The sequence below is a fragment of the Streptomyces tyrfis genome, assembly GCF_037034285.1.
Lineage (GTDB): Bacteria > Actinomycetota > Actinomycetes > Streptomycetales > Streptomycetaceae > Streptomyces.
This window is the reverse complement of sequence record NZ_JBAGJZ010000038.1, coordinates 1-21225: the sequence shown is the minus strand read 5'-3', so window position 1 is coordinate 21225 and position 21225 is coordinate 1. Positions and strand designations below refer to the sequence as shown.

General features: G+C 70.6%; 15 protein-coding genes and 2 pseudogenes. 7 read left to right on the top strand and 10 right to left on the bottom strand.

What is annotated here, in order from left to right; translation table 11 throughout:
* Positions 1–355: 355 nt before the first annotated feature.
* The 3 genes and pseudogenes from WA762_RS25595 to WA762_RS25585 all read right to left on the bottom strand — a co-directional run bounded on the left by WA762_RS25595 (position 356) and on the right by WA762_RS25585 (position 4765).
* Positions 356–1092 (bottom strand): annotated as a pseudogene (locus WA762_RS25595) (VOC family protein).
* 633 nt (positions 1093–1725) lie between these two features.
* Positions 1726–3171, bottom strand: a complete 1446-nt coding sequence (locus tag WA762_RS25590; protein WP_335938725.1) for a purine-cytosine permease family protein — start codon at positions 3169–3171, stop codon at positions 1726–1728.
* A 247-nt stretch (positions 3172–3418) separates the two neighbouring features.
* Complete coding sequence (locus WA762_RS25585) at positions 3419–4765, bottom strand: M20 family metallopeptidase (protein WP_335938724.1); 1347 nt, start codon at positions 4763–4765, stop codon at positions 3419–3421.
* A gap of 343 nt (positions 4766–5108) precedes the next feature.
* Between WA762_RS25585 and rocD the strand changes: the two genes are divergently transcribed.
* Entirely contained in the window at positions 5109–6386 is a 1278-nt protein-coding gene (gene rocD, locus WA762_RS25580) for an ornithine--oxo-acid transaminase (RefSeq protein ID WP_335938723.1), read from the top strand.
* Between the two features lie 245 nt (positions 6387–6631).
* The gene (locus tag WA762_RS25575) at positions 6632–7489 is read left to right on the top strand and encodes a MurR/RpiR family transcriptional regulator (RefSeq protein WP_335938721.1); all 858 of its coding nucleotides are present in this window, start codon (positions 6632–6634) and stop codon (positions 7487–7489) included.
* A 195-nt stretch (positions 7490–7684) separates the two neighbouring features.
* Here the strand turns inward: WA762_RS25575 and WA762_RS25570 are convergent, their stop codons facing one another.
* Genes WA762_RS25570 through WA762_RS25560 form a run of 3 tightly spaced genes read right to left on the bottom strand, consistent with a single transcriptional unit; the run spans position 7685 to position 11322 of the window.
* Positions 7685–8905 (bottom strand): M20 metallopeptidase family protein, encoded by a 1221-nt coding sequence (locus WA762_RS25570; protein ID WP_335938719.1) that lies wholly within the window; start codon positions 8903–8905, stop codon positions 7685–7687.
* Positions 8898–10037 (bottom strand): amidohydrolase family protein, encoded by a 1140-nt coding sequence (locus tag WA762_RS25565; protein WP_335938718.1) that lies wholly within the window; start codon positions 10035–10037, stop codon positions 8898–8900. The genes WA762_RS25570 and WA762_RS25565 overlap by 8 nt, the downstream gene beginning before the upstream one ends.
* Positions 10027–11322, bottom strand: a complete 1296-nt coding sequence (locus WA762_RS25560; RefSeq protein ID WP_335938717.1) for a glutamine synthetase family protein — start codon at positions 11320–11322, stop codon at positions 10027–10029. The genes WA762_RS25565 and WA762_RS25560 overlap by 11 nt, the downstream gene beginning before the upstream one ends.
* Positions 11323–11624: 302 nt before the next feature.
* Between WA762_RS25560 and mftD the strand changes: the two genes are divergently transcribed.
* The 3 genes from mftD (at position 11625) to WA762_RS25545 (ending at position 14874) form a co-directional block, all read left to right on the top strand.
* The gene (gene mftD / locus WA762_RS25555) at positions 11625–12806 is read left to right on the top strand and encodes a pre-mycofactocin synthase MftD (RefSeq protein WP_335938716.1); all 1182 of its coding nucleotides are present in this window, start codon (positions 11625–11627) and stop codon (positions 12804–12806) included.
* 71 nt (positions 12807–12877) lie between these two features.
* The gene (locus tag WA762_RS25550; protein WP_335938715.1) at positions 12878–14185 is read left to right on the top strand and encodes an aspartate aminotransferase family protein; all 1308 of its coding nucleotides are present in this window, start codon (positions 12878–12880) and stop codon (positions 14183–14185) included.
* Positions 14186–14670: 485 nt separating this feature from the next.
* Positions 14671–14874 carry a cold-shock protein gene (locus WA762_RS25545; protein ID WP_335938714.1) on the top strand — a complete coding sequence of 68 codons (204 nt, stop codon included), beginning with the start codon at positions 14671–14673 and terminating at the stop codon, positions 14872–14874.
* Between the two features lie 96 nt (positions 14875–14970).
* Here the strand turns inward: WA762_RS25545 and WA762_RS25540 are convergent.
* Positions 14971–15175 (bottom strand): annotated as a pseudogene (locus tag WA762_RS25540) (IS5/IS1182 family transposase); the annotation flags it as partial.
* A 181-nt stretch (positions 15176–15356) separates the two neighbouring features.
* On the bottom strand, positions 15357–15581 hold the full coding sequence (locus WA762_RS35755; protein WP_443080671.1) for a DUF6233 domain-containing protein: 225 nt from the start codon (positions 15579–15581) through the stop codon (positions 15357–15359).
* Positions 15582–16167: 586 nt separating this feature from the next.
* Between WA762_RS35755 and WA762_RS25535 the strand changes: the two genes are divergently transcribed.
* Entirely contained in the window at positions 16168–16488 is a 321-nt protein-coding gene (locus WA762_RS25535) for a DUF1877 family protein (RefSeq protein ID WP_335938713.1), read from the top strand.
* On the opposite strand, the gene WA762_RS25530 is transcribed toward WA762_RS25535, so the two are convergent.
* Together WA762_RS25530 and WA762_RS25525 are read right to left on the bottom strand one after the other, a co-directional pair.
* On the bottom strand, positions 16458–17306 hold the full coding sequence (locus WA762_RS25530) for a class I SAM-dependent methyltransferase (RefSeq protein WP_335938712.1): 849 nt from the start codon (positions 17304–17306) through the stop codon (positions 16458–16460). The genes WA762_RS25535 and WA762_RS25530 overlap by 31 nt on opposite strands.
* Before the next feature lie 436 nt (positions 17307–17742).
* The gene (locus WA762_RS25525; protein ID WP_335938710.1) at positions 17743–20259 is read right to left on the bottom strand and encodes an SdrD B-like domain-containing protein; all 2517 of its coding nucleotides are present in this window, start codon (positions 20257–20259) and stop codon (positions 17743–17745) included.
* Positions 20260–20479: 220 nt separating this feature from the next.
* On the opposite strand from WA762_RS25525, the gene WA762_RS25520 reads away from it, so the two are divergent.
* Positions 20480–21193, top strand: a complete 714-nt coding sequence (locus WA762_RS25520; RefSeq protein WP_443080672.1) for a hypothetical protein — start codon at positions 20480–20482, stop codon at positions 21191–21193.
* Positions 21194–21225: the final 32 nt, after the last annotated feature.

Here is a 21225-nt window from a genome sequence, read left to right as displayed (position 1 = left end):
CCGTACATCGGGCCGGGAGTTCGAAGACGAGCGGGGAGAGCGTCAGCGGCGCGACGTTGGCGACAGCGTCTCCGTGGCGGACATTCCGGTGGTACGACGGCCAGAAGCACTACTCGGGCACCTACTGGTCGTCGACCATGCGTGACCACGTGTTTTACGAGTCGCGGCGCATAGCGCCGCCGTAGGCGCCGGGCTGTACGGGCACCGTCGACGACTGTGGCCCGCTCCAGGCCTTCCTGGTGTCCAATGGCGCGCGCTGGATCACCGGGGATACCGTCCCCGTCTCGGGTGGCATGCGCTGACGCCACGCGGTCTGCGCCGCAGAGCCGGAACCAGCCGGAGCCGATGCTCAAGGTCAGCGAGGGGTGAGGAGGCAGAACTCGTTGCCTTCCGGGTCGGCCAGAACGGTCCAGGAGATCGCGGACTGGTCGATACCGGGGTCGGTGGCGCCCAAGGCGCGCAGTCGGGCTTCCTCCGTCGCCGGGTCGTCACCGGGGTAGGGGCTGATGTCGAGGTGGACGCGGTTCCACACGCTCTTGGTGTCGGGGGTGCGGAGGAACTCCAAGTAGGGGCCGACGCCTTTGGCGGAGCGCATTGCCGCGTGGTCGTCGGTGACATCGTGCAGCGTCCAGTCCATCGCCTCGCCCCAGAACCGGGCCATCCCTCGTGGGTCGGTGCAGTCGACCACCACCGCGGCGATCGGCCCGGTGCCCCGGTAGATCGGGCGGGGCTCCAGCACGCAGAACTCGTTGCCCTCCGGGTCGGCCATGACCGTCCAGGGGACGTCGCCCTGACCCACGTTGGCGAGCGTCGCGCCGAGATCCTTCAGACGCGCGACCAACTCCGCCTGATGCGCGGTCGAGGTGGTGGCCAGATCAAGGTGCCCCCGGTTCTTCACCGTTTTGGGTTCCGGGCGGGCAACGATGTCGATGCAGACGGCCACGGGGCCGGGGTAGGCGAAGCCCACGGGTTCGAGGTTGGTCACGCCGGGTCCCTCGCTGTCGACCCCCAACCGAGTGCCTCCGCCCAGAACCGGCCGAGCGCGGAGTCGTCCTGGGCCTTCATGTTGATCTGCACAAGTCGTGTTGCCATGCCGCAGATCCTAGAAGCTGCCGCCGACCCGGGCCGCCGCGATCAGACATGTTCTCGACCCGGTACTGACCGCGGTCGGCAGCAGGCTGCGGGGCGGGCGCGTCGATGGTCCCGGGGCGAGGATCTCCAGGCGCCGGACGAACGTCTTGGCGCCCGCGCCTGTGAAGGCCGGCTCCGACCCGGTGGTCACCGACCCGGCCTCGGCCCGCGCCTGTCGTGCTGGTGGAGCCCCGGACGCCGCCGGACGGGTACCGCCTCGCCGTCGAAGTGCGTCGGCGCTCAACTTCCGGTGACTGCACGCTCCTTGTCGAAGTCACCGACGCGTGAACGGCTCCCCCGCATGGACCCGGCCCGAGCCCGCGTCAGGGAGCGGCAGCGAAACCCGTCGCGGTCTCCTCGTCGTCGCGCCCTTCGCCGACCGCTGGGGCACCAAGCTTCCCGTCCGGCGGCAGGACCGTACGGGCGGAACTACGCATCACCGCCGCGCCGCATCCGCGACCGGCCACTCTCACTGCCGCGCTCGGACCGCCCGGACCGGTCCCAACGCCTTGGTGACGGAGCCCCGCCCGCAGTCTGCTGGGCCGGGGGTGGTCCGTCACCAATGGTCGAGGCCGGATTGAGCTCGACGGCCGGTCAGGCGTTGACCGCGGGCTGCGCGCGTTCACCGGGTGCGTCCACGCGGGGCACGGAGTCGCCCTGCCATGACGAGAACATCCGGGCCGTGAACACGTAGCCGACACCACTGCCGAGCGCCACAAGGGGAATCGGCAGCGCTGATTCCGGCACGGCGAAGAAGACGGCGGCGCCGATCACCGCCCAGCCGACGGCGAGGACGTTCACGCCGCCGGTGTAGCGGTAGGGACCGTGCGGGTCGAAGAGGGCCGGTACGTCGATGCGACCCCGCTTGATGAAGACGTAGTCGGCCAGGATCACGCCGATGATGGGGGCGAAGAAGTTTCCCATGACCGACATGTAGTCGCTGAACTGGTCGATGAGCGAGGGGAAGGCGGCCAGTGCCGTCCCCACAGCGGCGACCACCAGGGTCGACCAGAAGCGCCCCAGCCGGGTGGCGAGGTTGGCCAGCGCCAGGCCGCCCGTGTAGACGTTCATCACGTTGATCGTCCAGTTGTCAAGGATCAGCACGATCAGGACGAGGACCAGCGTGACCGAGCCGACGCCGAGGCCGGGGATCACCTCGAAGGCGTTCGCCGTCTTGCCGCCGGTCGCGGCGGCGGCGTAGGCGCCGAAGATGGTGGCTCCGACCGTACCGATCAGTGCGGCGGCCATGGTGCCGGTCCACATGTCCTTGCGGGACTTGGAGTAGCGGCAGTAGTCGGCCGCGTCCGTCACCTGGCTGAACCACGCCGCCGCGATGGCGTTCACCCATGCCGCGAACACCGCCCACTTCCAGCCGACCGAACCGGAGTAGGAGAAGACCTCACCGGGCGCGAATCCCGGCGCCTGGTGGGTGGCCATCAGCCAGAAGAGGTACCCGAGGATCACGAGCTTGACCGGGAAGGCGATCTGCGACAGCCCCTTGAGGAACTTGTATCCGAAGAGGGCGACGGAGGCCTGGAGCACCGCGAAGACGATGCTGACGCCGATGAGCGACAGCTTCACCCCGAGCCAGGCATCGATGACGGCCAGGATGCCCATGGCGCCGGCCAGGGTCTGGAAGGCGAACCAGAAGGCCGAACTGATGGTGCGCAGTACGGAGACGATCCAGCGGGAGGCTTCGATGCCGAGGAATGCCCGGGTCGACACGATCCCGGGCAGGCCGTAGTCGACGCCGACCGTGGCCATGACGGTGTAGGCGATGAAGGCGATGAGGATGCCCAGCACTTGGGCGGTGACCGCGGCCCAGAACGAGAGCCCCGTCAGGACCGCGAGTCCTCCCATGAGGATCAGGCCAGGGTTGAGCATCACGTTGAAGATGATCTGGAACAGGCCGTACCAGCGTACGGTCCGCTGGTCGTCGGGCACGGGTTCGACGCCGTACTGCTCCACTCCCGTCGGCTGGCGGTAGGACTCCGGTGCGTTGCCTTCGGAGCCTGGTCTGCGTGGAATGTCAGTGGTCATGAGGGGGCCTCTGATCCGGGCGATGGGGAAGACGGAGATAAGAGGGGAGAAAGACGGAGGGAGGACGGCGGGCGACGCCTCGGGGGAGTGGGCTGTTCGCCTGGGTGCCGGGCACAGGTGCCGGAAATCGCCCGTCCGCAGTGCCTCGCACGGACGCGGGCACGGGCACGGACGCGGCCGGGCGAGGAGGGGAAGTGCCTCGGACGGGCGGAGACGCCGCCCGTCCGAGGAAAAAGAGGCGCTCGGGTCAGGACGCGGCGGAAGCGGTGCCGCACCAGCGGGCGGCGAGGACGGCGTAGGTGCGGGCCGCGAGCCAGACCTCGTCGAGGTCGACGTACTCGTCGTTGCCGTGGGCGACGCGCAGGTCACCGGGGCCGAAGACGACGGACGGCACGCCGGTCCGGGTGAACACGGTCGCGTCGCACACACCGTAGAGCCCGGTGTAGGAGGGCTGGTCGGAGAAGTCGGTGCCCTGGGCCGCGGTCCGGTACGCACCGGCGACGGCCTGGCTGATGGTGTCGTCGGGCGAGGTGACGAACGGGTCCCAGTTGAGCTTCCACTCACAGCGCGGGCGGTGGTTGCGGAGCCACGGATCGGCGTCCGCCGCGCGGTCGATGACGGCCTGGATCTCGGCCATCACGTCCTCGGCGGAGCGCTCGGGGTGATACATGACCCCGTACTCGATGGTGGCCGAGTCGGAGAGGGCGAACGGGACGGTCAGGTCGCCGGGGCCGCCGCGCATGGCACCGGGCAGCAAGGAGAAGTGGCCGTTGTACCAGAGGTCGTGCCGCTGGGTGTGGGCCCATTCGTCCTCGAGCGCGCGCAGCGCCTGATAGAGGAGGAAGACCTTGTCGATGGCGTTCACGCCGATCGAGTCGCCGGACTGGGTGGGGTGGATGGTGGCGCCCCGCATGGAGCCGTGCACCTTCTTGCCCTCGACCGTGACCGAGAACCACAACAGTCCGGGGCTGGCGACCACGATCGACAGTGGTGTGGGCGGCGCGCTCGGCTCCGAGACGACCGCGGCATCCGCGACGTACCCGCGCTCGACCACCGCGCCCGTCCCGCAGGCGTGATCGCCGGTCTCCTCACCGACCACGCACTGCAATTGCAGCTCCCCACCGAGTTCGATCCCGGCCTCGCGCAGGGCGATCGCGGCATAGGCCTGTGCGACGAGCCCGGACTTCTGGTCAGTGGTCCCGCGGCCGTACATCCGGGAACCGATCACTTCGCCGGAGAACGGCAGGGCCTTGGTCCACCCGGCCGGATCTCCGCCGGGGACGACGTCCACATGACCGTTGAAGATCAGCGAGTTCCCCTCGCCCTTGCCGGCGATCCGGCCGACGGCGTTGTCGCGTCCCTCCTCCACGGCGAAGACATCCACGGATGCCCCGGCGCGGCGGTAGAGGTCGGCGAGCAGCGCGGTGCCCTCGCCTTCCCGGCCGACATGTTCCTTGTACTCGATTCCGGGATATTTCGGGCTCACGGACGGGATCCGAACGAGCTCCTGCAGGCTCGCCGTCATCTCGTCGCGCAGTCCGTCGATGACGGACATCAAGTGATTCAGCTGGGAAGTCTCTTCGGGCGAGCTCATCACGCCTCCACTGGCGCACTCGGATGGTGCGGTGCCCGCTACCGTCTCGGTGCCGGGCCTCGCCGCTTGGCCAGAATGAAACAGGTGATTGGATTCATGCGTCAATAGCCAATCTCGAAATCTGTGTTACATGTCGAGATCATCGAATGAGCCGCGCGCGGGGTCACCGGGCTTCGCGCGCGGAGTCGCATCGAGGTCACGCCCGGACCTCCGGGAGTGCAACACACTCCGGCCGCCCCCGCCCTTGATGAAATAAATTTTTCATGTTAGGTGTTGAGCGAGGTATGTGAATATGCAATTTCGGCTGCCCGGACGCCGGGCGGCCAGGAAGGCATGGGCCGGGATGAACCAGAACGATGAGGGCCGCGGAAGCGTCGAACACGGGGGACGGACGTTCGCGCAGGCTCCTTCGCGCAGCGCGCGGGAGCATGCCGAGCAGACGGAGCGCTTCGCGGCGCGCAACTACCATCCGCTGCCCGTCGTTCTCTCCACCGGGGACGGCGCCTGGGTGACCGATGTGGACGGGCGTCGGTATCTCGACTGCCTGGCGGGCTACTCCGCCCTGAATTTCGGCCATCGCCCGCCGCGTCTGCTGCGGCGCGCGCATGAGCAGCTCGACCGGCTGGCCCTCACCAGCCGGGCCTTCTACAACGACCAGCTCGGCCCGTTCGCCGAGGCGCTCGCCCGGCTCACCGGGAAGGACCGGGTCCTGCCGATGAACAGCGGTGCCGAGGCGGTCGAGACGGCCATCAAGGTGAGCCGCAAGTGGGGCTACATCGTGAAGGGCGTGGAGGCCGGCCGGGCCACCGTCATCACGATGAGCGGCAACTTCCACGGGAGGACGACGACGGTCGTCAGCTTCTCCGACGACCCGGTCGCCACCGACCACTACGGGCCGTTCACGCCCGGGTTCGTGCGGGTGCCCTACGGCGACGTCCGGGCGGTCGCCGACGCGATCGACGACACGGTGGTCGCCGTCCTCTTCGAACCTGTGCAGGGCGAGGGCGGCGTGGTCGTCCCGCCGCCCGGATTCCTGAAGGACCTGCGCGAGCTGTGCACGCGTCGCGACGTGTTGATGGTGGCCGACGAGATCCAGTCCGGTCTGGCCCGTACCGGCCGCACCTTCGCCTGCGACCACGAGGACGTCGTCCCGGACATCTACGTCCTCGGCAAGGCCCTGGGCGGCGGTCTCTACCCGGTCTCCGCCGTGGCCGCCGACGACGACGTGCTCGGCGTCATCGCTCCCGGAACCCATGGCTCGACGTTCGGCGGGAACCCGCTGGCGGCCGCGATCGGCCATGAGGTGGTCGCCATGCTGTCGACGGGGGAGTACCAGGAGCGCGCCCGCGTCCTGGGCGAGCGACTGGGCACCCGCCTGCAGAAACTGGTCGGTGCCGGAGTGCTGGCGGTGCGCGTCAGGGGGTTGTGGGCCGGAGTCGACATCGACCCCGCGCTGATGACCGGACGCGAGGCCTGTGAGGGCCTCATGCGGCGCGGCGTGCTGGCCAAGGACACCCACGGGTCGACCGTACGGTTCGCCCCTCCGCTGGTGGCGACCGAGGACGAGATCGACTTGCTCGTGGACGCCCTGGCCGGTGTCCTCGACGAGGCGCGGAGCTGACCAAGCGTCGGCCCGGCCCGCTCCATGGGGGGCGTGGTGTTCCCCACGCGGCGGGCCGGGCACGGTGTCGCGCCCCGCGCGGCCGCCGCGATGTTCTGGGCTGACATCCAGGGCGGACGTCCGGGACGGCTCGTGCGCCGTTCCGCTTCCGCCCCCGTACGGTCTCCTGTGCCCGTTCCGGTCTCGTACGGCGGCGTGATGTAACGGATGTTTCAGTGCGCGCCCAGTCTTGGTAGCCTTGAAAAATGGAGACGATACCGGGGGGGCACGCATCGGTTCGGAAGCTACTGCTCTCCGCCATGGACGGCTTGAGCAATGGTGAACGCAAGGTCGCCCGGGCGGTGTTGGCCCAGTACCCCACGGCCGGCCTGACCACCGTCGCGGATCTGGCCGCCGGTGCGGGGGTCAGTTCGGCGACGGTGGTCCGTTTCGTCACCCGGCTCGGCTTCACGGGATTCCCGGCCTTCCAGCGTTGCCTTGTCCACGAGTTGAACGGGGAGTCGGGCTCCCCGCTGAAGCAGTACGCCGAGAAGACCTCGACCTCGGCGAAGGGCGTGCTTCCGGAGACGCACCACGCCTTCGCACAGTTGCTGGACGCCACCTACGCGGAGCTGCCGGAGTCGGAGTTCGCCACCCTCGTCAAGCTCCTCAGCGACCCGGCGCGAAGTGTACGGGTGACCGGAGGCCGGTTCAGCCGGTTGCTGGCCGAGTACCTGGTCATCCACCTGTGGCAGCTGCGCGAGGACGTCGACGTGGTCGGCCCTGAGGAGATGCAGCGTCGCAGGGCACTCGCCGACGCCGGCACCGGCACGGTCCTGTTGATGCTCGACTTCCGCCGCTACAGCGAGTCCAGCCTCCGTTTCAGTGAGGAGATGGCCGCCCGGGGCGCCACCGTGTGCCTGATGACGGACAACTGGCTCTCCCCCATCGCCAAGCTGGCCAAGGTGGTCCTCCCCGCACGGGTGGAGTCCGCCTCGCCTTTCGACTCCCTCGTGGCCGCGATGGCACTGAGCGAGAGCCTGGTGGCCGCGGTGACGGACGCCGCGGGACGCGCGGGCCGGGAGCGGATGGAACGCTTCGAGGCGGCGACAGAGCACGCCTGAACGCACGGCCCGGACTTCCCGTCCAGAGCCGTGCGTTCCCTGTTCCCAGGACCACTCGCCGTCCAGGGCAGCGCGTTCCCCGCCGCCGGCCCCGTACTCCGGGAAGTCGCCCGGCTCCGCGAGCGGCCCGGGGCCGACCCCGCGAAGCAGCGGCGGCCGGCCCCGGGCCGTGGAGTCGACGCGCTGCCCGCACTGTCACGGCCGTCCGTCCGTTGTTCCCCAAACGCCAGGGGCGCCGGGAACACCGCCGGGGCTCTCCATGGCGGCAACCGTTCCGAGGTAGCTGGCCAGCAGGGCTGCGGCAAGGGCACGTACGTCCTCGTCATCGGGCAGGAAGCGCGAGGAGTGCAGCGGCTCGGACGTCTTTGTGCCGACGAACAGCATGACCGAGGGCACCCGTTCGCAGAAGTACGAGAAGTCGTCCGAGCCCAGGGAGCGCAGGTCCCCGGAGACGGCGAGCCCTCTGCGGTCCAGCTCGTGCGCGATGCTCCGGACCAGCGCCGGGTCGTTGTCGAGCACGGGTTCCCCGTGGGTGATGGTCACCGATGCCGTGCAGGCGTGTGCCCGCGCGACGGATTCGGCGACCTCCGTGATCCGTCGGTGGATCAGCTCCCGGGTCGAGGACGCCAGCGCCCGTATGGTGCCGGTCGCCCGCGCCGTGCCGGCGATGACGTTCGCGGCGTTGCCCGCCGAGAACGACGAAACTCCCAGGACGGCGGGCGTCATCGGGTCGACGGACCGGCTCACCACGCTCTGGAGCGCGACGACGATCTCGGACATCGCCAGCAGCGCGTCGTTCGTCAGATGGGGGTACGCGGCGTGTCCCGACCGGCCCCGCACGACGATCTCGAACTCGTCGGACGAACCGTTGACACCTCCCGGAGTGCACGCCACCTCACCGGGGGCGAGCAGGGGCTGGACATGGGCACCCACCATGGCGACGCACTGCTCGGACTCGACGAGACCACCGGCGACGATGTCCCGCGCCCCGGACGGGTAGGTCTCCTCGCGCGGCTGCAGCACCGCGAGCAGGGGGACGGGAGGCCCGGTCTCCGCCAGTGCTCCCGCCACGGCGACGAGTGCGGCGAGGTGGGTGTCATGACCGCACGCGTGCATGACACCCGGCCGGGCCGAAGCCCAGTCCACACCGGTGTCCTCGGTGACGGGCAGCGCGTCCATCTCCCCGCGCACACCGATCGCCGGCCCCGGCCCACCGATCCGCAGCACGGCACCGGTCTCGGCCACCTTCATCGCCCCACCGGCCCCCGGCAGCGCGGCCAGCACCATGTCCCGGGTCGACGCCTCGTCGCCGGACAGGTCGGGCTCGCGGTGCAGTCGGCGTCTGAGATCGAGTGCCGCGGGGAGGTGCCTGTCCAGGGCTGCCCACAGGGCTTCGTACGCGTTCGGGTCAGTCACGGGGCAGTCCGTAGAGGCGCTGTGCGTTGGTACGCCCGATCATCGTGGCGACGCGGATGGCCTCGTCCTCGGCCCACTCGCCCTCCTCGACCCAGTCGCCGAGCGCCCGGGACATGCCGCGCCGCCAGAGCACGGCGCCCAGGTGGTGCAGCTCGGGCGGCCCCCAGGCGTCGGAGGAGTACAGCACCTTGGTGAAGGGGGCCAGTTCGAGGCTCTCGGCGACGACGGCGGTGGAGGCGGCACCGGTGTAGTTCACCCCGAGACCGACGTCGAAGTAGACGTGCGGAAACACCTGGGCGAGGAACCCCGCGTTGCGTTGATACGGATAGCAGTGCAGCAGTACGACATCGGTGCCGGTGCCCTCGATCTCCTTGAGCCAGGGCATCAGCAGGAGCGGGTCGCACCGCCGCAGATCCAGGTCGGGGTCGCCGTACCCGGCATGCAGTTGCAGGGGGAGACCGGTGTCCACGCCCGTCCACAGGGCCATGCGCAGCAGCACCGGGTCGGTCACGCGGACGGGGCCGCCCGCCGCCAGCTCGCGCAGCCAGGCGCCGGCCGCCCGTTCCACCTCCTGGGCGGAGGGGCGGGCGGGGGCGAAGTCGAAGCCGTAGCGGTAGGCGATGATCGACTTCAGGCCGACCGCCGACGCCGTGGCCCCGGCGAGCGCCGCCCGGAAGTCGTCGGCGAGGCCCGCGGCGCTGCTCGTCGGAGCGACGTCCTCGAGAACGGTCTCCAGGCGCACGATCTCGGAGAACCGGGAGGGCAGCCGCTCGGTGAGCGTGCCGGGTGACAGCAGCTCGTCACTCTTGAAACCGGTGTCCAGCAGCCAGTCGGAGACACCGGCCGCGGCGAGGAAGAGGTCCGACAGCTGCTCCGGGGTGCGCCCACAGCGCGCGTTCCAGTACGCGTCCGCCGGCGCGTGGGCGGGCAGACCGAGCAGCGGTGCGCAGTGCCGTCGGATCGCGAACCCGATCTGGGAGTCGAACTGGGTGACCCCGGCCGGGAGGGGGCGGTCGGATTCGGTGATCAGCGTCTCGAACCGACCGCGGGTCACCGTCGAGGCGAGCGGGGCGTGGACGTGGTGGTCGACCAGCGGCAGCGCGGCGATCTGGCGGCGCAGTTCAGTAGACATCGGCGACCCGCCCGCACACGTCCCGCTCGTCCAGACCGGCGACCGCGGCCAGTTCCGACCGTTTCACCGAGCGGTGGGTCTCCAGCAGGTCGTCGGAGAACCAGCCGGACACCACGTCGTCCTTGTCGAGTTCGAGCAGGGCTTCCTCCAGGCCGCGGGGCAGGGAGGGGACACCCGCGAGGTCCGATTCCCCGGCCTCCTCCGGCCACACCCGCGGCTGCGCGTAGTCCGCCTCCAGCCCTTGCAGCCCGGCTCGCACCAGTACGCCGAGGACCAGCCACGGGTTGGCGGTCGCGTCCGCGGCACGGAACTCCAGGTTGAACTGGTCGGCCGCGACGCCGCCGCCCAGGCTGCTCGTCGGGCAGATCCGCAGCAGGGCCTCCCGGTTACGTTCGGCCAGGAACACTCCGGCGGAGCTCCAGCGCCGGGGCGCCAGACGCAGGTACGAGCTGGGGCTGCCCGCCGTGAACGAGAGCAGCGCCCGGGCGTGCCGGAGGATGCCGGCGCTGAACCGGCCGCCCAGCTCGGAGAGCCCGCCAGGGCGCCGTTCGTCGTGGAGGACCGGGCGTCCGGTCTGCGCGTCGCGCAGGGAGAGGTGGACATGCACGCCGTTGCCGCTGCCGTCGGGGTGCAGCAGCGGCGCGAACGTGGCCCGGTGTCCGTGCCGGCACGCCAGGTCGCGGACCACTTCCCGCAGGACGACCGCGCGGTCCGCGGCGGTCATGCCGTCGGACGGGCGCAGGGTGATCTCGAACTGGTCGGTGCCGAACTCCGGCAGCCATGTCTCCGGTTCGAGTCCCATCCGGTCCAGCAGTGACACCAGTTCGCCGCCGAACGGCTCGGCGGACCGGAACCGGGTGAAGGAGAACGGGGCGCTGCTGTCGAGTCCGGGGATCATGAACTCGTGCTCGAAGGTGGCCACCACCTCCAGCCCGGTGGCACGCCGGAAGTCGTCGAGCGCTCTGCGGGCGAAGGTGCGCGGGCAGTTGTCCCACGGGGTGCCGTCCGGCAGCACCAGGTCGGCGAGGTACAGACGGACACCCGGCACATCGCCGCGGGCGGGGATGTCGACGCCGCTGGACTCGGCCGGCAGCAGCTTCAGGTCGCCCGTCGCGCCGAACGGGTTCGGCGCGATCTCCCCGAAGGCCGTCACAGCGAGATCGGCCGGGACCCATCCCACCCCGCGGCGCAGCACGCCGTCGGACGCGTTGCCCGGTGCGGCACGCCCGCGGGTGAAGCCGGACAGGTCGTTGGTCGCCACGAACACCGTGGATGAAGAACTCATGTCTACCTCTTCGATCGGACCGCGCCTCCGTGCCGCAGCTCCCACAAGGGCGCGGGCGGGCCGCAGGAATCTCGATCGAGAGTTACAAATCTTTCATCCATGGTCAAGAGCGCGTGACGCGCAACCGTCATTTCAGCAGTCGTTCGGAATCGACGTTTCAGAAACTTAATATTCAGCTATTGCCGTAAGTTAAATTTCACCCTACGGTGACATACCCGAACCGAGTGTGGCCCCGTCCACCAAGCCCGGGCACACCTCCCCGCCCGCGCGGCCCACCGGACGGGCAGTCGAAGGGAACGAACGTGGTGACCCGAGTGCCGTTCAAGAACCTGGCCGAGGCGGAGCGCCTCGCCAAGCGCAAACTGCCCAAGGCCGTCTGGCTGGCCGTGAAGGCCGGCAACGAACAGGGCTGGACGCTCGACGAGAACCTGAGGGCCTTCAACGAACTGGGCTTCTCGCCGACCGTCTTCGACCGCCCGACCTCCTTCGACCTGCGCACCACGGTGCTCGGGATCGACATCGACTTCCCGGTCCTCGTCTCGCCCGTGGGCGCCCAGGCAATTCACCCCGACGGAGAGGTGGGCGTGGCCCGTGCCGCGGCCCGCGCCGGTACCGCGACCGGACTGAGCTCCTGGGCCTCCGACTCCGCGAAGGACGTCGCCGCGGCGAACCCCGACACGATCTTCCAGGTCTACTGGGTCGGCAAACGCGACCAGATCGAGGCCCGGGTCGAGGCCGCGCGCCGGGCCGGCGCCAAGGCGCTGATCGTCACGCTCGACTGGTCGCACACACCGCGCCGCGACTGGGGAGTTCCCCCGGCCCCGCCGAGCGCCCTCGACCTCAGGACCATGGTGCGCCTCGCCCCGGAGGCCCTGTCCCGGCCGGCCTGGTTCGGCAGCTACCTGCGCCGCGGCCGGATCCCCGAGCTGAAGGTGCCGAACCTGTTCGACCGGGCCGGCCGCGTGCCGTACTTCGGCACGGCGTGGTCTGAGTTCGAGGCGACGCCGCCGCCCACCTGGGACGACGTGAAGTGGCTGCGCGAGTTGTGGGGCGGCCCGTTCATGGTCAAGGGCATCAACACCATCCGGGACGCAAAGCTGTGCGTGGACCTCGGAGCCGACGCCATCTCGCTGTCGAACCACGGCGGCAACAACATCGACGGCAGCCCCTCGCCGCTGAGGTATCTGCCCTCGGTCGTCGAGGCCGTGGGCGACCAGGTGGACGTACTCGTCGACGGCGGCATACGGCGGGGCTCGGACGTGGTCAAGGCGCTGGCCCTCGGTGCCAAGGCGGTCCTGGCCGGCCGCGCGCTGCTCTACGGGCTCGCCTGCGCCGGTGAAGCGGGCGCCTACGCCGTACTCGACATCCTCCGCAGCGGCATCCGCGAGACCATGTACGGGATCGGCCGGTCCAGCATCCGGGACCTGGAGCGCGCGGACCTGATGGTCCTCAACCGCGACTTCTTTGTACCTCCCACCCGCTGAAGGCACCCGCCCGCCGAACGCTCCTCCCCTCTCATTCCCCCTCGTCATCACCTCCCCACGAAGGAGTCTCCATGTCAACAGCCCCCGACGTGCTGAACCAGTCGCCCGTGTGGGACCGTGCCCGGCACGTGGTGCCCCGAGGTGTCTCGTCCGGCCACCGGGTCGGCTGGCGCCAGGTGTTCGTCCGGACCTCGGGTGCGTACGTCTGGGACGAGGACGGCAAGCAGTACACCGACTACCTCAACGCCTGGGGCCCCATCGTTCTCGGACACTGCGACCCGCGGGTGAACGAGGCTGTCTTCCGTGCGGTCAGCACCTGCGACCTCACGGGAGTGGGTCCCCAGGCCGGGGAGTATCAGCTTGCCGAGAAGATCTGCGAGGTCATGCCCTCGGCCGAGAAGGTCGCCTTCTGCACCTCCGGCACGGACGCCGCCATGCACGCCGTCCATGTCGCGCGGGCCACCACAGGCCGGCTGAAGGTCCTCAAGTTCCACGGCTCCTATCACGGCTGGAGCGACCACGTGGCCGTGGGAAGCTCCCGCTCCGACCTGACTGCCGAGTCAGACCTCAACACCCCCAACGGCGGAGGGCTCCACCCGGCCGTCGTCGACGACGTCGTCGTCGTGGAGTGGAACGACGCCCAGGGGCTCCGGGACGCCTTCGACCAGCACGGCCAGGAACTCGCGGCCGCCTTCGCCGAGGGCTACGTCCACAGCTTCGGCTGTGTGCCCGCGCAGCCCGGCTTCCTGGAACTCCTGCGTGAACTGTGCACCCGCCACGGGGTGGTGCTCGTTTTCGACGAGGTGAAGACCGGGTTCCGCGCGGCGATCGGCGGCTACCAGTCCCTGTGCGGGGTCACGCCCGACCTCACCGCCTTCGGCAAGGCCGTCGCCAACGGATACTCGCTGGCCGGGCTCGCCGGTTCCGACGCGGTGATGGGACACCTCGGCGCCTACTCCAGGACGGAGGCCACCATCGACGGCACGTACAACGCCTCGCCGTACGCGCTGGCCGCCGCCAACAAGACGCTGGAGATCATGGAGAGCGACGACATCTTCGGCATCCTCCACGCCCGCGGCGAACGCATGCGGGGCGGCATCGAGAAGGCCATCGCCGAGACCGGGGCCGAGGCCGTGGTGGTGGGCCTCGGATCCGAGTGGTGCGTCTACTTCCGAGCCGAGGCGCCCGTGAACTTCCGGGAGGCCATGCAGAGCGACGGCGAACGGTATGCGCGCTACCACGCCTCCCTGCTGGCCCAGGGCGTACTCGAACCCGCCTTCCCCACCGGCGACCGGCGGCTCAACGCCGCGACCACCGAGGAGGACGTGGATCGCACGCTGGAGTGCGTACGCGTGGCCCTCCAGGCGGCCGCCGCCTGACACGCACCACCCGGCTGACGGTTTTCGGGGCCGCGACCGTGCAACCAGTCCTGCCGGTCCGCCCACTTCGCGGACCGTGGCGGAAACGGCGCTGCCCGTGCCGTCCGCCCGGGTACACCGCGCAGCGTCAGGCACGAGGCCACGAACTCCGCCCTCCCCCGCACGAAATCCGGTACTGCCGCGGGCAGTCGGCCTGCCGCGGCGAGTCCTTCGATCTCGCGGATCGGCCGTGTCATGGGCAATTCGGTCTCGCCCAGGTTCCGCTCCCAGGCCGAAGTGGCCAACTACATGGACGGTCAGTGCGTTCCGGCGGTGAGGACGGACATCTCCCTGTAGCGTCAGCGTCAGCTGTCGTGGTTCCGAGGTACCGGTCGCCCGTGAGCGTGTACGCGGGCGATTTGCTGTCTATGTCCCTGAGGGCCAGGCGATCACCTCCGGCTTCCGTACGGTGCGGTAGCCGACTTCGAGTCCCCTTGGAGGACGAAATGGCCAGTGGAACCGTCAAGTGGTTCAACGCGGAAAAGGGCTTCGGTTTCATCGAGCAGGACGGCGGCGGCCCGGATGTCTTCGCCCACTACTCCAACATCGCCGGCTCCGGCTACCGTGAGCTCCAGGAAGGCCAGAAGGTGAATTTCGACATCACCCAGGGCCAGAAGGGCCCCCAGGCTGAGAACATCACCCCCGCCTGACCCTGCGCCTGCGGTGCACCCGCCCGGCAACGCCCGCTGGGCGGGTGCCGTGCGTCTGCCTTCCGGCACGGCCCGCGTACACGGTCACGACCACCGGCGGTGGCGGCCCAGCCGTGCGGAGGACTCGACGCACTTGCGGGCGATGCGGTGGCGGATGCCGCGTTTGCGGAGCCACCGGCGCGGGTGGTCGGAGTCGTAGCCCTTGTCGGCATGGAGCTTGGCCGGTCGGCTGCGGCGGGGGGCCGCGCCAGGAGCGGATGGGCGGGATCCCGCGCACGAACGGTTCCACGCCGAGGCTGTCGGGGACAAGACCCGAAGTTGGTGAAGCCGGCTGCTGGCGCAGGATGGCCCGGCGTGGCCGAGACGGCGGCGGTCTCGGGATCTCTGCACACTTGTTTGGCCCAGCCGATGAGGGCCCGGCGGCGACCCGGCGTGGGTCGAGTGACGTGGAGGCCTCACTCATCAGTGGACCGCGGTCCGGCTCAGGTGGGCATGCTGAGTGTGTTCTCGGGGCTGCAGTAGGGGCAGGGTTCGATCCCTTCGGCGAGTGCCCGGCGGGCTTCGTCCCGGCTGACCGGTCTGCCGTCGTCCATCGGGCAGTCGCCGGCGTGGACCCGCGTCGCTTTCGGACCGGACGAGGTCCGGGCGGTCTCCGGCTTCCAGTCCGGCGGTTCCGCTGGGGGCCGGCGGGCGTTGGCCGCGGCCATTCGGTCTCCAGGGCGCGGACCATCCGTTCGGCCTGCCGGTGCTGCCATCCCAGCCAGGCGAGCACGGCCCGCCAGTTCTCCAGCCGGGCCTCCAGCCTACTTACCGCAACCGCACCCCGGACACGGACGCCTCGGAGACGTCGGGCTTACGGCTGGCGGGCCGGGTCGCCGTGGCCGCGTGGTGGAGTTCGATCCCGCCCGCCGTGGACCAGCCGCCGTGCCACCAGTACGGGTGGGAGTCGATCAGGCGGATCAGGTCCCGCCGCGGCCGCGCCCTGTCCGGGGTGGGCCGGGCGAGCCGGTAGTACGTGCTGAGCTGCCGGCGCCTGTCCTTCCGTCTCGCCCCGGGCGCCGCGCATCAGCGCACCGGCAGGGGCGGCGGGGCGATGCCGCGCTCGTCTCGTCCGTCCAGCGCAATCCGTTGAGGCCAGGGCGTCGCCGAGGGGCCGGAGCCCCTGGCTGTTCCGCGGTGGTCAACCAGCTGGCCGCCCCGGTCGCGGCGGCCGCCACCAGCAGGGGAACGAGAACGCGGCGCAGGAGCTGATCGGGGCCTCCGTCGGCGACGAGCTGTGCCAGGACGTGGTTGGTGGCCACCAGCGCGAGCGCTCCGGCGGCCGACCACCTCCCGGCGGACCGGGTCCGCCTCGCCGCCGAGGCGCTGAGCGGTTTGACATATGACCGGCTCCTCGACGGCGTCGACCCGCGCGACCTGACGGCGGCGGAGATCTACCCGCCGGGCTGGGAGGAGCCCGGCGCACTCGACTGGGCCAGGGACTGGTTCACCGGCCTGACCGCGTACTTCGAGGCCGCCGCCCGGGAACGGCCACGCGGTCGTCGTCTGGCTGGAGTGATCCGGCGTCGGCCTCGGCGGCGGTGTCACGCCGACCGGGTCGCGGTGACGACGTAGTAGTCCAGGACATGGTCCTCGTAGGCGCGCAGGAAGTTTCGGGGCCAGGTGCCCGGGGCCCACCACTGGGCGAGCCACAGGTCCCAGCCCGGCCAGACGTCCGAGCCGATCGACTCGACGTGCACCCGCTTGAGTCCGGCCGCCGTGAACGCGTCCGCGAGCGCCTGCACCGGACGGGCGATGTCCAGGCCGTTCGCGTACGTCTCCAGGAGCCGGTCCGGCTCCTCGGTTCGGCCGGGCGCGTCGTCCACGGTGAAGAAACTGGTGACGGCCAGCCGGCCGCCCGGCCGCAGCACCCGCGCCGCCTCCGCCGCGAAGGCCTCCAGGTCCGGGAAGTGCTGAGCGGCCTCGACGCTGATGAGCGCGTCGAACTCGCCGTCCGCCATGGGCATGCGTTCCGCCGCCCCCCGGACGAACCGCAGCCGCTCCCCGTCCGTCGCGAGCAGACCGGCCTGGGCATCGCGCGCCCGCTCCAGCTGGTCCGGGTGGATGTCCATGCCGGTGACCGCCGCGGGCCCGTACTCGCGCAGGGCGACCGCGCACCCCATGCCCAGGCCGCAGCCCACGTCGAGGATCCTCGAGTGTTCCGGCAGCTCGGCCGTGGCCAGGGAGTCGAGGACGTGCCGGTAGAGATCCTCCTGGCTGCGGACCCGCTCGGGCTCGCCGACCGGACGGTCCAGGTCGATGTCCCGCCAGTACCCGAAGTTGATGAATCCCCCGGCGAAGATCGGCTCACGGCTCAGATCGACCGGACCGTACGTCTGCTCCACCATGGGCCCCATGGCGGGCACAGCCTGCCGCATGTCGTCGTCCGTCACCGTGACGTACCTCCAGAGAACCGACCCGAGCCGACCCGTCCGTACGCGATCCACCCCACCGCAAGAACTCCCCGCGCGACAGACGAGTAATGGCCAGGCTGAGATCTTGAGGCGATGACCCGTTTTCGGTCAGGAGGGCGTACGCGCGTGAGGAGAGGTACTCCGCCGCACCGAGTCACGGAGTCACCGAGCGGCGGTCATGACGACGGGCCGGTGCGTCGCACCGGCCCGTCGCAGTGATGTCCGCGGCTGTCCGCAGCTATCCGTCAGTGGCCGACTGAAGACGACCGGTCTGGTGGGCACGCTGGTCGAAATGGAGCTTGTGGCCGCTGGGCTCCGCCGTCGCTCAGTCGCAGCGACCGTTGAGCCCGCGGCCGACTGACGGCCAGCGCCCCAGCCGGAACGGCTTGCCAAGAAGATTAGGAATCGTGGGTGGTCAGTGGAGCCTGGATCGGCGCCTGCGGGTCACGAGGACGACTGCCGCGCCCGCCCCGACCAGCAGGGTGGTGAGCGCGAGGTACAGGCCCGTACGGGACGTACCCGTGTGGGCGAGGGAGCCCGAGCCGCCGTTCGGGACCGGGCCGGCGGGCGCCATGGAGGCCGGCGGCGCCGACGGTGCGTGCGTCGGCGGGGTGCTGGTCGGCGGAGCCGAGGTCGTTGGAGTCGGGGTCGGTGTGGGCGTCGGCGGGGTCTTCTCGGGGATGTACACGCCGGCGTCGATCGTGTGGTCGACCTCTCCCGCCTTCGCGGGCGCCGTGACCGGCGCGGATCCCTCGCACAGCTGCCCGGTGGTCGGAGGCGTCACGTTGGAGTCGTGCGCCCGGTCGTCACCGGCCCGCGGGAGCGTGAAGCGCAGATCGGTGGCCGCCGGCTGGCCGGGCACCTGGCTGGTGTCCGCCGTACACACGTCGAACTGCACGGTGTAGTCGGCACCCGGCGTGAGCTCGTACGCCGCCCCGACTCCGCCGAAGTAGTACTCGCCCGCGGCGTCGGTCTTGGTCGTGGCGACCTGCTTGCCGTCGGCGTCGAGCAGGTTGATCGTGGCGCCCGGCAGCAGGACCTGCCCGGGGTCCTGGATGCCGTTGTGGTCACCGTCGAACCAGACCACGTTGCCGATCTGGATCGGCGCGTTCGCCGCGGCGTACGCGATGTCGCCGAGGCCGCCGGCCTTGCCGAACCCGTTTCCGTCGACGAACTGGTACGCGTTGCCGTTCGGGTTGTTGCCCGGGCCGGCCCCGGTGGTGACGTCGTAGAAGCCGGCACCGGCGGTGCTGACGTGGACGGTCGGGTCCATCTGGGTGCTGATGACCCACTGCTGCTGCGGGATGTAGGCGACCGATCCGAGCGAGGTCTCCTGGTGCAGTCCGCGCTGGTTCGGGGCCGGGGTGGCCGCGCCGGAGAAGAAGTCGCCGGGGAAGTACTCGACGACGCCTTCCGCCTCCATGCCGTCGTTGGCGGGAGTCGCGTGGTTCGGGCAGTCCTCGGTGCCCTCCCAGGCGTACCCGCCGGTGGGCTTGGCGCAGGCCATGGTGATGTCACCGCCGGCCATGCCGCCCTGCGGTGTGTTCTTGTCGGGCCTCGGGTCGAGCCCGCCGGCGACGTCCATGAGCCGGTCGCGGAAGCCGAGGATCATCGAACCGTCGCGGGCGAAGGCCATACTGGCCAGCTCCGGCTGCGGACCGACCATCGTGGTGCCCACCACGCGGCTGTCCCAGGTCTCCAGGCGGGTGTCCCACGGGTTCCAGAAGCGGGACGCCTCGTGGTTCGGGAAGCCGACGTACACGTCCCCGCGCTCGGCGGTCAGCGGATGGTTCAGCACGGGGGTGAACTGCTTGCCGTCGTACGTGGAGACGACGGCCTTCAGGTCCGCGCGCTTCTGCGTGCTCTCCGCGCTGCACACGCCGCCGACGTACAGGGTGTTGTCGCGGACGGCCAGACCGGTCGGCCGCCAGTCGCCGGCCGAGGCGCAGCCCGGGTCGGGGATCGGCACCGTGGCCTTCGGCGCCGAGGCGCGCGCCCCGGTGGCGTCGAAGCTGACCAGGCTGCGGGTGAGCATATTCACCGCGTACAGCGTCGAGCCGTCCTCCGACAGGGCCAGGCCGCCGATGCTCTCCTTGCCCGGCGCGTCGGTGAACCCGGCGTCCTTGAGCATGTTGGCGCTGTCGTGCGCCGTCGCCGTGGCGCCCGGCACCTTCGCGAACAGCGTCGGGGCGCCGCCGCCGTCGGCCGGCACGGCGTAGATCGCGTTGCCGCCCTCCGGCCCGTACGCGGCGAACCGCCGGGCGAACGCGGCCTGGAACAGCCGCTTGCGGTACTTGTCATAGGCCAGGCCCGTGGTCGTCCCCACCTGCTCCTGCGTGGCGAGCACGGTCGGGCAGGCCTTGTCTGCGGGACAGGTGCCGCGGGCGTCCGTCCCGAACGCCACCAGCGCCCGGGTGTCGCTCGCGCCGGGACCGGTCTGCACCGGTACGAAGTAACGGGTGTCCGGCAACGCGTAGTCGGCCGCGTCCCAGACCCCGGTGATCACCGAGTCGTCCTTGCCCTCGGAGACGTCCACGAACGACGTGAAGCTGTCGAAGTGGTTCTCCGCGGTGGAGGCGGGCGCCGCCCGCAGATAGCGGTCGTACGGCGCCGGGACGCTGACGTCGACGCGGTACCGGCCACCGGTCAGTTCGGCCGACGGGGGCACCACGACCTTGCCGGTGGCGTCCGTGGTGCCGGTGACGTGATGGCCGGCCGGGTCGGAGACGTCGACCCTCATGCCCCGCTGCGGCACGTCCATGGTCGTGTTGATCACGCCGGTGCCGAAGAAGTCCCGCAGCACCTGGACCGTCAGTGTGCCGTCGGAAGTGGCGGCGCCGGCCTGTCCGGCGCCTGTCGCGATGGTGCCGGTGGCCCCACCGACCAGTAACAGACCGGACAGCCCCACGCGTGCCAGTCTTGGAATCGCCATGTACGGGCACTCCTCTTTGTCGTCCTATGTCCCTACGGACACAGCAACCAACCGCAATATCCCATAACTTGACGCGTGATCAGGTCGGAAAGCGGAATCTACGGGTTGGGTGGGCGGGGGCCTGTTAGCATCCCGCCGCGTGCGGAGCATCAGAATCAGGCGAGGTCTCCCGCGGGGCGCGGCGGACCGGCGCGGCAGGAAGTGGCCCCGGGCGCGCTGGATGGCGGCTGCCGGCATAGGCGTCGCGGCTGCCGCGGCCCTCACGTTGGCCCTCGTCGGCGGCGGCGAGCCCGCCGTCCGTCGTGCGCTGACCTCGGACGAGGCGAACCGGCTGGCGGTCGCGCGGTTCCGTAACCACGAAGCGGGAGGCCGCGCGGTGACGATCACCGTGCCGGGCGCGGCCGGCGGGCTGGTCGTCACCGGATCCGTCGACTACCGCGCGAAGAGGGGGTACGGGGTGGTGCGCGGAACCGGACGCGACGCGTCCGGCGACGGCCTGATCGAGTGGACGGCCGCCACCGTCCGGTTCCACCCTCTGGCGGACCCCCCGGCGACCGCGCCGGCGTCGCCGCCCGCGACCGGCTGGTACGACCGTCCGCTGCGGACGGCCGGCAACACCCTGGACAGTTCGCTGGCCATCGCCCTCGGCCTGGGCAGCGACCGCCCGGACAACGCCCAACTGCTGCCGCAGAACGGTGCCGCGTGGGTCGGTTCCGGCCAAGCGCGCGGCCGGCGGACGGACGTCATGACCGGCCCGGACGCCCGCGGCAAGGCGGGTACGGCGGACAGCGTGCGCTACTGGGTCGGCGAGGACGGCACCATGTACCGGGTGCAGGCCGACGTGGCCTCCGAACCGCGGCCGGTGGTCATCGAATTCGACACCCAGAAGTATGTCCCCGTCCGCCCGGCGCCGAAGGCGACGCCTACGCGGTGACCCCGGACGCCGGCCCCGGCACTAGTACCAAT